The sequence below is a fragment of the Roseovarius confluentis genome (assembly GCF_002917925.1).
Taxonomy (GTDB): domain Bacteria; phylum Pseudomonadota; class Alphaproteobacteria; order Rhodobacterales; family Rhodobacteraceae; genus Roseovarius; species Roseovarius confluentis.
Genome location: NZ_PPFE01000003.1, coordinates 73,140 through 88,054, shown reverse-complemented (window position 1 = coordinate 88,054; position 14,915 = coordinate 73,140). Strand labels below are relative to the sequence as shown.

Genomic DNA, 14,915 nt, shown 5'->3' with positions numbered 1-14,915 from the left:
ATTTCTGTCACCCCGTGAAGTGCCATTAATAACGGCTTGCCGAAAAGGTCAATCGGGGTTGCTATCAGGTTTCGGTCGCCTGTATCCCGAACAGGCAAACAAGGAGATCTGGCATGCGTCCTTCGGGAAGAGACTTAAGTGAAATGCGCGCGGTTTCAATCGAAACGGGCGTGACCAAACATGCCGAAGGATCCTGCATGATCCGCATCGGCGACACCCACGTCCTGTGTACCGCAACGATCGAGGATCGTGTTCCGCCGTTCATCAAGGGCTCCGGCCTCGGCTGGGTCACGGCAGAGTACGGAATGCTGCCGCGTTCGACCACGTCGCGTATGCGGCGCGAGGCATCTGCAGGCAAACAGGGTGGACGGACCGTTGAGATTCAGCGCCTCATCGGGCGCAGTCTGCGCGCCGGTGTCGATCGTGTGGCCTTGGGCGAACGTCAGATCACCGTCGATTGCGATGTAATTCAGGCTGATGGTGGAACACGTTGCGCCTCCATTACCGGAGGTTGGGTCGCGCTGCGCCTTGCGGTCAACAAACTGCTCAAAATCGGCGACATACTCAGTGACCCGCTCGTCGATCCCGTGGCCGCCGTCAGCTGTGGCATTTATGCGGGCCAGCCCGTCCTTGATCTGGACTACCCGGAGGACAGCGACGCCGGTGTCGACGGCAATTTCATCATGACCGGCACCGGCCGCCTCATTGAGGTCCAGATGAGTGCCGAGGGTGCAACCTTCAGCCGGACCGAGATGGAGAGCCTCATGGACCTCGCGGAAAAAGGCGTCGGCGAGCTTGTCGCGATACAGAAAGCGGCTGCGGATGCGTAAGTTCTCGGGCGATACACTTCTGGTTGCCACCCACAACGCGGGCAAACTTGAAGAGATCGTAACGTTGCTTGAACCCTACGGTATCAAGGTCGTCGGCGCCGCAGCAATGCAACTGGGCGAGCCCGATGAAACCGAAACCACCTTTGTTGGCAATGCCCGGATCAAGGCCCATGCCGCCGCGCAGGCGACGGGGCTGCCTTCCTTGTCCGACGACAGTGGTATCGAGATTGACGCGCTTGGGGGCGCTCCGGGCGTTTATACAGCGGATTGGGCTGAAACAGAGACTGGTCGCGATTTTGCCATGGCGATGGTCAAGGCACATGACCGCATCCTGGAGGTTGGTGCAGCACAGCCCTGGACAGCACGGTTCTGCTGCACTTTGGTTTTGGCATGGCCCGATGGGCATGACGAAGTTTTTCCCGGCACCATTGACGGGAAAATTGTTTGGCCGATGCGCGGAACGCACGGCCACGGCTACGACCCGATTTTTCAACCGAACGGATACGACATTACCTTCGGTGAGATGGACGGGTCGGAGAAGAACAAGATCAGTCATCGCGCCGATGCGTTTGCCAAACTTGTGAAGGGCTGCTTTGACTGAGGATTGGCAGGCTGGCGGCTTTGGCCTCTACATTCATTGGCCCTTCTGCGAGGCGAAATGCCCTTATTGCGATTTCAACAGCCACGTTCGGAGCGAGATCGATCAATCGCGGTGGCTTAGAGCCTATTTGCGAGAACTTGACCGATTTGCCGAACGCCTCCCGGGCCGGGTTTTGAACTCCATTTTTTTCGGAGGTGGCACGCCAAGCCTTATGAAGCCGGAGTTGGTGGCGACCATCATCGAACATGCCTGTCGGATCTGGACGCCTGCCAACGATATCGAAATCACGCTTGAGGCGAATCCCGGTTCGGTCGAGGCGGATCGTTTCGCCGGGTTTTCCCAAGCTGGTGTAAACCGGGTGTCCCTTGGCGTTCAATCCTTGCGCGACGACGACCTGCGCCGTCTCGGGCGCATTCACAGCGCGGCAGAGGCCATCAGCGCCTATGAAATCGCCCGCGCCCATTTCAACCGGGTCAGTTTCGATCTCATTTATGCCCGGCAGGATCAAACCCTGACGGATTGGCGCCAGGAGCTTTCCGAGGCCCTTGCGCTCGCTGTCGATCACCTCTCTCTTTACCAACTCACCATCGAACCCGGCACGATCTTCTCTCAAAGGCGCGCTCGGGGCGGTCTGCGTGGCCTTCCATCGGACGATCTTGCCGCCGATATGTACGAACTGACGCAGGAACTGTGCGAAGCAGCCGGATTCAGCGCCTACGAGGTTTCAAATCACGCCAAGCCGGGCGCCGAATCCCGGCACAATCTCGTCTACTGGCGTTATGGCGACTACGTGGGCATCGGCCCCGGCGCCCATGGCCGGATCACGCTGAACGGCGCGCGACACGAGACGGAAGCCTGGTCCAACCCGGAGCAATGGCTGACGCGCTCAGAAGAAAGTAAGTCACTGAAATTATTCAGTAAAATAGATAGCGTAGATCAGAAGGCCGAGCATCTTCTGATGGGCCTGAGGATCGTCGAAGGCATTGATCTGTACAGGCACCATGCTTTGTCTGGCGCGCCAATTTCGCCGTCTAAAATAACCGAGCTAACAGAACTTGGCCTACTGGAGGTTCAGCGAGAGCGGTTATCGGTCACGCCTGCTGGCCGGCTGCTCCTTAACCGCGTCATTGCGGAACTGCTCAACGACTAACTGCCGGTTAGCTTTCGGCACAGATCGTCCAGTTCATCGAGGCTAGTATAGGAAATGGTCATGCTCCCATTCTCCGCCCCCGGCTTGTGGTTCAGCGCAACTTTCATCCCGAGGTTCGCCGCCAGATCGCCTTCCAGTGCCTTTGTATCGGCGTCCTTCTGCGCCGAGCCCTTCTTCTTCGGCTTGCCTTCATCCGAAAAAATGTTGCCCTCGCTTTTCTTGGCCAACTTCTCGGTCTCGCGCACTGACAGCCCTTTCTTCAGCACTTGGCTGGCAAGTCCGGACGGATCGTCAGATGTTATCAGGGCGCGCGCATGGCCTGCGCTCAACCTCCCGTCGCGCAAATATGTCAGGACGTCATCTGGCAAACCAAGCAAACGAACAAGGTTCGCAATGTAACTGCGACTCTTACCCAAGGCCTGGGCCAGCTTTTCCTGGGTGTGACCGAACCGCTCCATTAGCTGGCTGTATCCAGCCGCTTCTTCGACTGGATTCAGGTCGGCGCGCTGGATATTCTCAATAATGGCGACTTCCAGAACCTCGGTATCGTCAAACTCCCGAACGATCACCGGAACATCGTGAAGCTTGGCGAGTTGCGCGGCCCGCCAACGCCGTTCGCCTGCAACAATCTCGTAGGCGCCACTCTTTCTGGGGTTCGGCCGTACGATCAAAGGTTGGATGATGCCCTTTGCCCCGATCGACGACGCAAGGTCTTGCATCGCTGCTTCGTCGAAGTCCCGCCGCGGCTGGTCGGGATTCGGCTCGATCTTTTCAATCGGTACCGCCTTGTCCGCAGCCTTTGCCGCGTTCTCGGGCGCATCTTGCGACTCTGCCACATCTGACATCAACGCCGACAACCCCCGTCCCAGGCCTCGTTTTGATCTGTTTTCGGACATCCCGCTCTCCTTACGCCGCCTGGCGCTTGTTGTTTTGTACCAGTTCCCGTGCAAGCGCACGGTACGCCTCCGCACCTTTGGATGCCGGGTCGTAGGAAAGCACCGGAAGGGCATAAGATGGCGCTTCGCTCACCCTGACATTACGCGGAATTTTCGTCTGAAACACCAGTGACCCAAGGTTGTCGCGGGCATCTTGCTCGACTTGTGATGACAGATTGTTCCGGCCGTCATACATGGTCAAGACAACACCTTCGATCCGTAAATCCTTGTTCGCGGACTGACGTACCTCGCGCACCGTCAACATCAGCTGAGACAACCCCTCGAGTGCGAAGAATTCGGATTGCAATGGCACAAGAACGGAGTGCGCCGCCACCATCGCGTTCACGGTCAGCAGATTAAGCGAAGGCGGGCAGTCGATCAGAATGAAATCGAACGCAAAACCGTCCATTGCGGGCTGACGCAGCGCGTCATGCAAAAGAAAGCTTCGCTTTTCGTTCGAAATAAGCTCCATGTCCGCAGAACTCAGATCGACCGTGGCAGGCACGATACTCAAGTTGTCCTGAGCCGTTTTTTGGATTACCCGGCCAAGCTCGATTTCCTCAAGCAAAAGCTCGTATGTGGTGTATTCCCGCTCGCCAGGCTCAACTCCCAAGCCGGTCGATGCGTTGCCCTGTGGATCAAGATCGACGATCAAAACTTTGAACCCGTCCTCTGACAAGGCGGCTGCCAGATTTATTGTTGTTGTGGTTTTCCCGACGCCGCCTTTCTGATTTGCGATCGCGATGATTTTCGGTCCGGCAGTGCGCGTGAGATCAAGCACGGCAAACTCCTGAAATGCGTAGAATGACGGATTTTGTGTTCGTCTTGCTTTTAGCAACTTGGTGGTCGAAACGCCACTTCGATTGCGCCTCAGACACTTCTGTTCGCCAGTTTTCGCCCTTTGGAAACAGCATTACACCGCCTTTTGCTGAATGCCCGTGCGACAACGAAAGAAGCTTTGGCAATTCCGCCAAAGCACGTGCCGATATAACGCAAGCCTGCAACGGCGGGATCTCTTCGATACGACGAGAGATTACGTTTGCCTTGATCGAGGTTTCCCTTAATACGCTACGGAGAAATGTGCATTTTCGATGGTCCGATTCCACAAGTGTCATAGAAAGTTTTGGCTGAATTTCTGCGGCAATAATAGCGACAACCAAGCCTGGAAAACCACCACCGGCGCCAAGATCTGCCCATGTTTTCGCATCCGAAGGCGCAAGCTCCAAGATCTGCGCAGAATCGACAAAGTGTCGGCGCCAAAGATCATCAATAGTCGACTTGGAGACGAGGTTGATCTTGGGGTTCCATTTTCTGAGCGCGTCTGCGTAATGCTCCAGCTTTTGGATTGTTTCACGTGAAACACGCAAGTCGCCAATGACGCTCATGCCGACCTCGATCTTTTTTGCTGGCGGAGCTTGGCCAATATGATTGTCAAAGCAGCCGGCGTCATTCCGTCGATTCTACTCGCTTGGGAAAGGTTTTCCGGTCGTGCAGCAGTCAGCTTACTTTTCAGCTCACTCGATAATCCTTCGACACAACTGAAGTCGAAGCCATTCGGTATCGCGTGCTTTTCGTCGTTCTTCATAAGCTCGACATCACGGTTCTGACGCTCGATATAATTCGCGTAAAGCGCATCCCTCTCAAGCTGGCGACGCGATTCCACATCAATCTCGGAAAGAGATGGGTCAAGAGCGAGCAGATCTTCGAACTGTACGTCAGGATACGCAAGCAGCGCAAACCCATCACGCTTCGAGCCATCCTCGTTTACTTTGATGCCTGCTGTATTCAACTGTTTGGGTGTGTAGCTTTGTGTGCTGATCTTGTCCTTACCGGCCTCGAGCCGCTTCATCTTTTCGCCAAACGCGGCACGACGGTTTTCCCCGACGCACCCCAAGCTCAAACCGATAGGTGTCAGGCGCTGGTCCGCATTGTCTGCTCTCAGCGACAACCTGAACTCTGCGCGGGACGTGAACATTCTGTACGGCTCCGTCACGCCACGCATGGTCAGATCATCTATCATGACCCCGATATAGCTTTCAGAGCGTTTGAAAATGACCGGCTCACGCCGCAAAGCCGAGAGCGCAGCGTTCAATCCTGCCACCACCCCTTGCGCGGCGGCCTCTTCATAACCGGTAGTCCCATTGATTTGACCAGCCAAATAAAGTCCGGGCACCGATCGCACCGCGAGCGTCGTATCTAGCGCCCGCGGGTCCACGTAATCGTATTCTATCGCGTAACCAGGCTGAAGAATCTCAGCATTCTCAAGGCCGTTAATCGAGTGAACGTACTCTTGCTGGATGTCTTCTGGCAACGATGTCGAAATACCGTTTGGATAAATCACATCATCAGACAGGCTTTCCGGCTCAAGGAAGATCTGGTGAGACTGTTTGTCCGCAAACCGCACGATCTTATCCTCGATGGAGGGGCAGTAGCGTGGTCCGACCCCATCTATATGCCCACCGTACATGGCTGAGCGCTTAAGATTGGCTCGAATGATGTCGTGTGTAGTCTCGTTGGTATGCGTAATCCCGCATGAAATCTGCCGGGCCGTTGGCGCCTTGGACATGAAGGAAAACATCACCGGATCTTCATCTGCCGGCTGCACGTCCAGCCCATCCCAATTGATCGTCTTTCCGTTCAGCCTGGGCGGTGTGCCCGTCTTGAGCCGACCCAAGGGAAGTCCGAATTCATCAATTCGCTCGGCAAGCTTTACAGATGGCTTGTCTCCCATACGACCGCCGGGGCGCGAGACGTCGCCAATGTGAATGACACCGCGCAAGAATGTACCGGTCGTTAGCACCACTGAATGCGCAGAAATGCTGCTGCCATCCGCAAGCAGTACGCCTGCGACCGCTTCGCCCTCAAACAGAAAATCTGCCGCCTCACCCTCAATGACCGAGAGATTTGGCTGAGCAGCAATCTCGCTTTGTATCGCCTCGCGGTAAATCTTGCGGTCAGCCTGGGTTCTAGGGCCCTGTACCGCTGGACCTTTCCGACGGTTCAAAAGACGAAACTGAATACCCGCCGCATCCGCGACGCGCCCCATGATACCGTCCAAAGCGTCAATCTCTCGTACGAGGTGCCCTTTTCCCAACCCCCCAATCGCTGGGTTGCACGACATCACACCGATAGACGCGTGTGTCAGCGTAACAAGCGCCGTGCGCGCGCCCATTCGCGCCGCCGCGTGCGCCGCGTCAGCGCCAGCGTGACCGCCGCCAATAACGATGACATCAAAATGTTTCACGTGAAACACTCCGCTATTTACCCAGGCAGAAGCTCGAGAATATTTCGTCCAAAACGTTCTCAATATCAACTCGTCCTACCAGAGAATCAAGGGCGCGCACAGCACTTCGCAGCTCTTCTGCGACAAGATCCGATGCGCCCTCCGGAGTGTTCAGCATGTCCGTTGCACCTTGAAGATAAGCGCTCCCGGCTTCCAAGGCCCGCTTGTGCCGCAAACGCGTGGCCACCCCAGCGTTTGAGGCCCTGTCTTTGAAAACATCAGTTATCCGCTGGACAAGACCGGACACCCCATGTCCCGTTGCACCGGATACGCCGTCATGCGGATTACCATAGAGATCCGCTTTTCCTACGAGCACCAAGTCGTTCTCTTGAGGTAAAATCTCGGGCGCGCCACCTGGCTGTACGAGAAATACCCGAAGATCTGCATTCTCTGCCCGTGCCCGCGCGCGCTCGACTCCAATCGATTCGACCACGTCCTCGGTTTCCCTCAATCCCGCAGTATCGAGAAGCGTTACTGGAAATCCGTGCAAATCCATCCGCACTTCGATGACGTCACGTGTTGTGCCCGCAACCTCAGACGTGATCGCGGCGTCACGACCGGCCAACGCATTCAAAAGCGTTGATTTGCCAATGTTCGGCGCTCCTACGATCGCAACCTCAAAACCCTCGCGGATGCGTTCTGCAGTACGGACGCCAGAAATCTGGAGGTCCAATTCACTGCGAACTTCGGACAGAAGCGCGTTCACCTCTGGCGACACGTCCTCGGGCACTTCTTCATCCGCGAAGTCTATCGTCGCCTCCAGCAAGGCCGCTGCCCGGATCAGCTTGCTACGCCAAAGCTCGCCCCGCGCGCCAAGTTCGCCGGAGAAGACCCGCTGCGCCTGCCTTCGTTGTGCTTCGGTTTCGGCGTCAATAAGATCGGCCAACCCTTCGACTTGGGCAAGGTCCAGCCGCTCGTTCTCCAGAGCACGCCGCGTGAACTCACCAGGGTCGGCCGGCCGCAATCCATTTTGCTGACCAAGCGCCTCCAGGATCGCCGAAATGACAGCGGACGAGCCGTGGCATTGAAGCTCAACCGTTGACTCGCCCGTAAAGCTTCGATCTTCTTCGAACACGAGCACCAGTGCTTTATCGATGACCTCTCTGTTTTGCGACCGGACCGTGCGCAAAGCCGCTTGCCTTTCGCACGGCAGGTCACCCACCAACGCCCTGACCCCGGCAAATGCACCAGCGCCAGAAACACGGATGATGGCGACACCTGCCTTTCCGGGTGCCGTCGAAAGGGCAAAAATCGTGTCCATCAGTCTTCCGACAGGGTGTTACATCAAGTGTTCATCGAATCGAAGAAATCCGAGTTCGTCTTGGTCTGCTTGAGTTTTCCAAGCAGGAACTCGATAGCATCCGTCGTCCCCATCGGATTCAAGATACGACGCAGGACGTAGGTCTTTTGCAGGTCTACCTTGTCGATCAACAAGTCTTCTTTCCGCGTACCCGATTTCAAGATGTCGATGGCCGGGAACACGCGCTTATCTGCAATCTTGCGATCCAGGATCAGTTCCGAGTTACCCGTACCCTTGAATTCCTCGAAGATCACCTCGTCCATCCGGCTGCCGGTGTCGATCAGCGCGGTGGATATGATCGTCAGCGAACCACCTTCCTCGATGTTCCGGGCCGCACCAAAGAACCGTTTTGGACGTTGCAGCGCATTGGCGTCCACACCACCTGTCAGAACCTTGCCCGACGACGGCACAACAGTGTTATAAGCCCTACCAAGTCTTGTTATTGAATCGAGAAGAATAACAACATCTCGTTTATGTTCGACCAAACGCTTGGCCTTCTCGATCACCATCTCCGCCACCGCGACGTGCCGCGCGGCCGGCTCGTCAAAGGTCGAGCTGATGACTTCTCCCTTCACCGATCTCTGCATGTCCGTCACCTCTTCGGGACGTTCGTCGATCAGTAGAACGATCAGATAGCATTCGGGATGGTTCCGTTCGATGCTGGTTGCGATGTTCTGAAGGATGACGGTCTTACCCGTCCGCGGCGGCGCCACGATCAACGACCGTTGACCTTTACCGATTGGCGCGACCAGGTCGATCACCCGGGCGGACTTGTCCTTGATCGTCGGATCGTCAATTTCCATCTGAAACCGCTCGTCAGGGTAAAGCGGCGTCAGGTTGTCGAATGCGATCTTGTGCTTGGCGTTTTCCGGATCTGCAAAGTTGATCTGCGTCACCGAGGTCAGCACGAAGTACCGCTCGTTCTCCTCGGGAGCCTTGATCTCGCCTTCGATCGTGTCGCCGGTCCTCAGAGAATGTTTGCGGATCGTCTCTGGCGAGACATAGATATCATCCGGGCCCGGCAGATAATTCGCTTCGGACGAGCGCAGAAATCCGAAACCATCCTGCAAGACCTCAAGCGTTCCGTCGCCATAAACGGTCCAGCCCTCGTCAGCGCGCTCACGGAGGATCTGGAACATCATCTCGCCCTTGCGCATGGTCGAGGCATTCTCGATCTCGAGCTCTTCAGCCATCGAAAGCAGATCCTTGGCGGTCTGCTTCTTGAGATCGGACAGATTCAAACGTTCGTCAGACATGGATAGGTCCTTGCGGCATCGACGCGTGGTGCGCGCGCGTGTTCAGATTTTTTATACGGAAGACGGGTAACCCGGACGGGCGCCGTTTGACGCTACCTAAGATCAGCTACGGCACGAGTCAATCTCAGAACTTCACGACCACCGCAAGAACGATGACGACCATCAGGATCGTAGGCACTTCGTTCATCATCCTGTACTGTCGGCCCGACAATGTCGCGGTACCACCGGCAAAGGCTTTTCGCTGCTGTCCAAGCCAATGGTGGAACCACGACATGCCGAGCACGCCGGCCAGCTTGAGATATGGCCACACAGCGCTCCAGTCCACGATACCCGGCGTGGCGACCAGTATGATCCCCGCACCCCAGGCCACAATCATCGCCGGAGTCATGATGACGCGTAAAAGCTTTAGCTCCATCGTCTGGAACACTTCGTCACGACTGTCACCCGGCTTGGACTGTTCTGCGTGATAAACGAAAAGACGGGGAAGGTAGAATAGCCCTGCCATCCAGGAAATCACCGCCATGATATGCAGCGCCTTCGTCCATGGATAAAGCGAGGCAAGGAGGTCTGTCATGTTTTTCCCTATCTACGTTCTCTCCTCCTAATTAATAAATATAAAAAGAAAAAGGATGATGATTTTGTAGGGGCAGGTCAAGCTGGGGATTATGTAATTATACCCGATTTGTCCCGAGTGCCGGGATTGTGTGGATAAACTTGTTAATACCTTTTCCGAATTTCTATAATTTTCCGATAAAATGCTAAATTCAAATCGTTTTTCAGTTATCAGAGATTGAAGCTCACAGTGGATTAACTACTGCCCGAGGTCGCCTGATCGCGCTTATCCAGTAGAACAGGTTTTCCTTTTCCCCACGTGTAAAAGATAGGCGGAAGATGACGATCTGGTGGGGTTTTCAGGTCTCCGCCGGAAGTGTTGGAAATTTCGTCGTTCTATCCCTAAAAACCCGAAGAGATATGCAACGGGATATCCACATGTCACGCAGGATAATTCTGGCCTCGGGGTCGGATATCAGGAAGACGCTGCTCCGGAACGCCGCGGTGGAATTCGAGGTGTCGCCGGCCCGCGTGGATGAGGACGCGATCCGAGATTCCATGGTGGCCGATGATGCGCCACCACGCGATATTGCCGATGCGCTGGCGGAAATGAAGGCCGTCAAGCAAAGCACGAAGCTCTCCGGTGCGCTGGTCATCGGTTGCGATCAGGTTCTCAGCTTCGAGCGCCGCATCCTGTCCAAACCCGAAACGCCGGAACAGGCGCTCGATCAGCTTCGGGCGATGCGTGGCAAACGGCACGAACTGCTTTCAGCCGCAGTGATCTGCGAAGACGGCAAGCCGGTTTGGAGACATGTTGGTGTGGTACGGATGACGATGCGAGATTTTTCGGATGACTATCTCGAAGGGTATGTCACCCGTAACTGGGATAGCATCCGGCACGCCGTCGGTGCATACAAGCTGGAAGAGGAAGGCATCCGGCTGTTCAGCCAGGTTCACGGGGATTATTTCAACGTTCTTGGCCTGCCACTTCTGGAATTGCTTTCATACCTGGCATTGCGCGGAGAGATCGAGACATGACCGAGAAAAGGATTCCTCTGGCGGCCGTGATCGGATCTCCGGTTGCGCATTCGAAATCTCCGCAAATCCACAGCCATTGGCTCAAGACACACGGGATCCCCGGCTATTACGTTCCAATGGACGTCGCTGCGGATGATCTGGAAAATGTCCTGCGCACTCTTCCGAAGATGGGGTTCGTCGGCGTCAATATCACCGTTCCACACAAGGAAAAGGTGCTGGAAATCGCTGACCTGATCACCGATCGCGCCACGCTGATCGGCGCGGCCAATACGCTTATTTTCCGCAAGGACGGCAAAATCCATGCCGACAATACAGATGGCGTCGGCTTTATACAGAATCTTCGCCAGAATGCGCCTGACTGGAATCCCAAGGCTGGCCCCGCCGCTTTGCTGGGCGCTGGTGGAGCGGCACGGGCGGTTATCTCGGCGTTGCTTGAAGTCGGCGTGCCGGAAATCATGATCGCCAACCGCACGCGGGTCCGTGCCGACGCGCTGAAAACCGAGTTCGGCAAGCGGATCGTGGTGGTCGACTGGGTGCAGGCCGGGAACATGATGGAAGATGCCGCAACAGTCGTGAACACCACCGCACTTGGCATGATGGGCAAACCGCCGTTGCGCGTTCCGCTCGACGGTTTGCACAAGGGCACGCTGGTCACGGACCTTGTCTATGCCCCGCTCAAGACCCGTCTTCTGGCCGAGGCAGAGGCGCTGGGCTGCCAGACGGTTGATGGCCTGGGAATGTTGCTGCATCAGGCCGTGCCCGCGTTCGAGCGCTGGTTCGGCGTGCGTCCCGAGGTTGACAGCGCGACCCGGGCGGCAGCGCTCCGATGACCTTCAAGCTGGGCCTGACAGGTTCCATCGGAATGGGAAAATCGACCACGGCAAAACTCTTTGCCGAAAACGGCTGTGCGGTTTGGGATGCCGACGCGGCGGTTCATCGTCTTTACGCTCGGGGCGGTGCGGCAGTCGCCCCCATCGGCCGCGCCTTCCCTACAGCGGTCAAAGACGGCTCGGTGTCGCGCGACCGACTCAAGGCACTTATCGCCGAAGATCCACATGACCTCGAAACCATCGAAAGCATCGTCCATCCCCTCGTTGCTCGAGACCGTGCGGCTTTCTTGGCCGGTACAGACGCTGATATTACGGTGCTGGATATTCCCCTGCTGTTCGAAACCGGCGGCGACGCGCAGATGGACGCCACCGTCTGCGTCACCGTGTCCGCCGAAACTCAGAAGGACCGCGTTTTGGCCCGTGGCACCATGACCGAAGACCAGTTCAACGCGATCCTGTCCAAGCAGATGCCCGACGAGGAAAAACGCGCGCGCGCCGACTTTGTCATCGTGACCGATACGCTTGAACATGCCCGCGTGCAGGTTCAGAATATCCTGAAGGACATTCGGGGAAGGCAGAACCATGCGTGAAATCGTGCTTGATACCGAGACCACGGGCTTCGATCCCGAACAGGGCGACCGGATCGTCGAGATCGGCGCGGTGGAACTTTACAACCACATGCCGACGGGCCGCACCTTTCACGAATACATCAATCCGCTTCGCTCCATGCCGCAGGAAGCGTTTGAGGTTCACGGTCTTGGCGATGATTTTCTGCGCGACAAACCCGTATTCGAGAAGATCGCCCAAAGCTTCGTCGATTTCATTTCAGACGCCAAGCTGGTGATCCACAATGCGGCCTTCGACATGAAGTTTCTGAACGCCGAGCTTGGCTGGCTCAACATGCCTAAAATTCCCTGGGAACAGGCGATCGACACCCTCGACATAGCAAGGCGCAAGTTTCCGGGCTCGCCCGCATCGCTTGATGCACTGTGCCGCCGGTTCAGTATCGACAATTCGTCGCGCACTCTGCACGGGGCTCTGCTCGACTCCGAGATCTTGGCCGAGGTTTACCTGGAACTGATTGGCGGCCGACAGCCGGATTTCGGACTGGCTGGCGCTTATTCTCCGGAAACCACGGAAGACAGCGCCGAAACCGACTGGCATCCCGGACCACGGTCGAAACCGCTGCCGTCTCGCCTGAATGAAGAAGAACGCGCCGCACACCAGGCATTCGTGGAACACATGGGCGACGGCGCGCTCTGGAAACAACTGACTTAGGCGTCGGGCGTCGGTTTTTCCTCTGCCGCGGCGGCTTGGCGGCGTTTGATCTCGTTGCGGTAAAGCTGCACGAAATCGATCGTCTCAAGGTTCAGCGGTGGGAAGCCCCCGTCCCGCGTCACATCGCTGACGATGCGGCGAACGAACGGGAAGATCATCCGCGGACATTCGATCAGAAGGAAAGGATGCATCTGGTCGTCCGGCACATCCTCGATCTGGAATACGCCGACGTATTCCAACTCTAACAGAAACAGGGTTTCTTCAGTGCCCTTGTTCTTTGACGTGATCACAAGCTTGATCATGACTTCGAACTGATGCTCAGCAGACCGCTTCTTTGCGTCGAGGTTTACCGCGACCTGAACATCGGGGTTCACCTCGCCACCCGATCCACGCTGGGCCAATGCGTTCTCGAACGACATGTCCCGAATGAACTGCGTCAGCACGTTCATTTTCGGTCCGGTTTGTGTAGCTTGGGCGTCCGTCTTGGCGGCACCGTTATTCTGTTCGGCCATGTACTGTCTCCAGGCGGAAAAATTCATCGTGCGAAGCATTAGCAGGATGCCGAACGCGCCTCAATGCTTTGCATATCAGTGGCGGGTCCAGCCCGAACTGCCATGCGTCGGCGTCTTCGGCGGATCCACTTCCTCGTATTGGCCTTCGATAACGTCATCCCGCTGGCGCGGTCCCGGCTTTCGCTTCATGTCGCGCGGGCCTTCGGGGCCCATTTCGAAACGCCGTACCTTGATCCGCTTGCGAAGAAATTGGAACAGCGATTTGCGAATGGGCGGTGCAAGTAGCGAGAACCCCACCGCGTCTGTAAAGAACCCCGGTGTTAGCAGAAGCGCACCGGCAATCAGGATCATGGCGCCGTGGGCCAGCGGCTCGGTCGGATCATCCAATTTCTGAAACGACGACCGAAGCTGCCCGATGGCCATTGCCCCCTGCGTGCGCACCAGCCAAGTGCCGATGATCGCGGTCAGTACCACAATCCCTAGCGTCGGCCACAAACCGATGAACCCGCCAACTTGAATAAACAAAGCGATTTCGACAAGCGGCACCAACAGAAAGGCTACAAATAGCCACATGAGCATGATCCTCCTTGGTTTCTAAAGGCGGGTACGGTGGACTCGCCCGGATCAACACCCTACATAAGAACAACACCGGGAGGTTTCCATCCTGGGCACGTTGAGAGGTATGAATGAATTCGCCCCTGCTTCAGTTGCTTGTCCTCGCGGGCATAGCGATTTTCCTGATACTCCGCCTGAAAAGTGTTCTTGGCACCCGCGACGGGTACGAGCCTTCGCAACAGTCGCGCCCTTCGACGCAGACGCCTTCGCGCCGGCAGGAATTCGAAGTAATCGAGGGGGGCCCCGATCACGACATCACCGATCATGTGCCCGAAGGGTCCGAGGATGCCAAGGCGCTTGCAGACATGAAACGCATTGAAAGCAGTTTCTCTGTCGGCGAGTTTCTGCAGGGCGCGAAGCAGGCTTACGAATGGATTCTTATGTCCTTTGAGCGCGGCCAGATGGACGAGATGCGACCGTTCCTTGGTGATGACGTCTTCGAGGCATTCAACGGCGTGGTCGAGTCCCGTGCCCAACAGGGCCTGACCATCGAGGCTGAATTCGTCGGTGTCCGCGAAACCACGCTGGCCGGCGCTCGGTTCGACGACGCGACCAATACTGCCGAGATAACCGTGCGCTTCATCGGTGAATTGATCTCGGTCGTGCGCGACCAGAATGGCGAGATCGTCGAGGGTGAGCCTGGCAAATCCAAAAAGCAGAAGGATATCTGGACCTTCGAACGTGTGATGGGCTCCGACGATCCCAACTGGCGGCTTGTTGCCACGGACGAATGAT

At 56.6% G+C, this 14,915-nt stretch carries 17 protein-coding genes; 8 read left to right on the top strand and 9 right to left on the bottom strand.

The window, feature by feature from the left end; genetic code table 11:
* Positions 1 to 113 precede the first annotated feature (113 nt).
* Genes rph through hemW form a run of 3 tightly spaced genes read left to right on the top strand, consistent with a single transcriptional unit; the run spans position 114 to position 2,581 of the window.
* On the top strand, positions 114 to 830 hold the full coding sequence (gene rph / locus C2I35_RS08435; RefSeq protein ID WP_103762606.1) for a ribonuclease PH: 717 nt from the start codon (positions 114 to 116) through the stop codon (positions 828 to 830).
* The gene (rdgB, locus tag C2I35_RS08430; RefSeq protein ID WP_103762605.1) at positions 823 to 1,431 is read left to right on the top strand and encodes an RdgB/HAM1 family non-canonical purine NTP pyrophosphatase; all 609 of its coding nucleotides are present in this window, start codon (positions 823 to 825) and stop codon (positions 1,429 to 1,431) included. The genes rph and rdgB overlap by 8 nt, the downstream gene beginning before the upstream one ends.
* Complete coding sequence (hemW, locus tag C2I35_RS08425; RefSeq protein WP_103762604.1) at positions 1,424 to 2,581, top strand: radical SAM family heme chaperone HemW; 1,158 nt, start codon at positions 1,424 to 1,426, stop codon at positions 2,579 to 2,581. The genes rdgB and hemW overlap by 8 nt, the downstream gene beginning before the upstream one ends.
* Here hemW and C2I35_RS08420 read toward each other — a convergent pair.
* From C2I35_RS08420 to hemJ, 7 genes are all read right to left on the bottom strand, one after another.
* Entirely contained in the window at positions 2,578 to 3,477 is a 900-nt protein-coding gene (locus tag C2I35_RS08420; RefSeq protein ID WP_103762603.1) for a ParB/RepB/Spo0J family partition protein, read from the bottom strand. The two genes, hemW and C2I35_RS08420, sit on opposite strands and share 4 nt — an antisense overlap.
* A gap of 10 nt (positions 3,478 to 3,487) precedes the next feature.
* Positions 3,488 to 4,297: a ParA family protein gene (locus tag C2I35_RS08415; RefSeq protein ID WP_103762602.1), complete on the bottom strand. Its 810-nt coding sequence runs from the start codon at positions 4,295 to 4,297 to the stop codon at positions 3,488 to 3,490.
* Positions 4,290 to 4,901, bottom strand: coding sequence for a 16S rRNA (guanine(527)-N(7))-methyltransferase RsmG (rsmG, locus tag C2I35_RS08410; RefSeq protein WP_103762601.1), 612 nt, complete (start codon positions 4,899 to 4,901; stop codon positions 4,290 to 4,292). Before rsmG ends, C2I35_RS08415 begins: the two co-directional genes overlap by 8 nt.
* On the bottom strand, positions 4,898 to 6,760 hold the full coding sequence (gene mnmG / locus C2I35_RS08405) for a tRNA uridine-5-carboxymethylaminomethyl(34) synthesis enzyme MnmG (RefSeq protein ID WP_103762983.1): 1,863 nt from the start codon (positions 6,758 to 6,760) through the stop codon (positions 4,898 to 4,900). The genes rsmG and mnmG overlap by 4 nt, the downstream gene beginning before the upstream one ends.
* A 13-nt stretch (positions 6,761 to 6,773) precedes the next feature.
* Positions 6,774 to 8,060, bottom strand: a complete 1,287-nt coding sequence (mnmE, locus tag C2I35_RS08400) for a tRNA uridine-5-carboxymethylaminomethyl(34) synthesis GTPase MnmE (protein WP_103762600.1) — start codon at positions 8,058 to 8,060, stop codon at positions 6,774 to 6,776.
* Between the two features lie 23 nt (positions 8,061 to 8,083).
* The gene (gene rho / locus C2I35_RS08395) at positions 8,084 to 9,355 is read right to left on the bottom strand and encodes a transcription termination factor Rho (RefSeq protein WP_103762599.1); all 1,272 of its coding nucleotides are present in this window, start codon (positions 9,353 to 9,355) and stop codon (positions 8,084 to 8,086) included.
* A 124-nt stretch (positions 9,356 to 9,479) separates the two neighbouring features.
* Positions 9,480 to 9,929: a protoporphyrinogen oxidase HemJ gene (hemJ, locus tag C2I35_RS08390; protein ID WP_103762598.1), complete on the bottom strand. Its 450-nt coding sequence runs from the start codon at positions 9,927 to 9,929 to the stop codon at positions 9,480 to 9,482.
* 416 nt (positions 9,930 to 10,345) lie between these two features.
* Here hemJ and C2I35_RS08385 point away from each other — a divergent pair, with 416 nt between their 5' ends.
* Genes C2I35_RS08385 through dnaQ form a run of 4 tightly spaced genes read left to right on the top strand, consistent with a single transcriptional unit; the run spans position 10,346 to position 13,053 of the window.
* Positions 10,346 to 10,945 carry a Maf family protein gene (locus C2I35_RS08385; RefSeq protein ID WP_103762982.1) on the top strand — a complete coding sequence of 200 codons (600 nt, stop codon included), beginning with the start codon at positions 10,346 to 10,348 and terminating at the stop codon, positions 10,943 to 10,945.
* Entirely contained in the window at positions 10,942 to 11,775 is an 834-nt protein-coding gene (locus C2I35_RS08380) for a shikimate dehydrogenase (RefSeq protein WP_103762597.1), read from the top strand. Before C2I35_RS08385 ends, C2I35_RS08380 begins: the two co-directional genes overlap by 4 nt.
* Entirely contained in the window at positions 11,772 to 12,365 is a 594-nt protein-coding gene (coaE, locus tag C2I35_RS08375; RefSeq protein ID WP_103762596.1) for a dephospho-CoA kinase, read from the top strand. Before C2I35_RS08380 ends, coaE begins: the two co-directional genes overlap by 4 nt.
* Positions 12,358 to 13,053, top strand: coding sequence for a DNA polymerase III subunit epsilon (gene dnaQ, locus C2I35_RS08370; protein ID WP_103762595.1), 696 nt, complete (start codon positions 12,358 to 12,360; stop codon positions 13,051 to 13,053). Before coaE ends, dnaQ begins: the two co-directional genes overlap by 8 nt.
* Here dnaQ and secB read toward each other — a convergent pair.
* Entirely contained in the window at positions 13,050 to 13,565 is a 516-nt protein-coding gene (gene secB, locus C2I35_RS08365; protein ID WP_103762981.1) for a protein-export chaperone SecB, read from the bottom strand. The genes dnaQ and secB overlap by 4 nt on opposite strands.
* A gap of 75 nt (positions 13,566 to 13,640) precedes the next feature.
* Complete coding sequence (locus C2I35_RS08360; protein ID WP_103762594.1) at positions 13,641 to 14,138, bottom strand: FxsA family protein; 498 nt, start codon at positions 14,136 to 14,138, stop codon at positions 13,641 to 13,643.
* Between the two features lie 113 nt (positions 14,139 to 14,251).
* Between C2I35_RS08360 and C2I35_RS08355 the strand changes: the two genes are divergently transcribed.
* The gene (locus C2I35_RS08355) at positions 14,252 to 14,914 is read left to right on the top strand and encodes a Tim44/TimA family putative adaptor protein (protein ID WP_103762593.1); all 663 of its coding nucleotides are present in this window, start codon (positions 14,252 to 14,254) and stop codon (positions 14,912 to 14,914) included.
* Position 14,915: the final 1 nt, after the last annotated feature.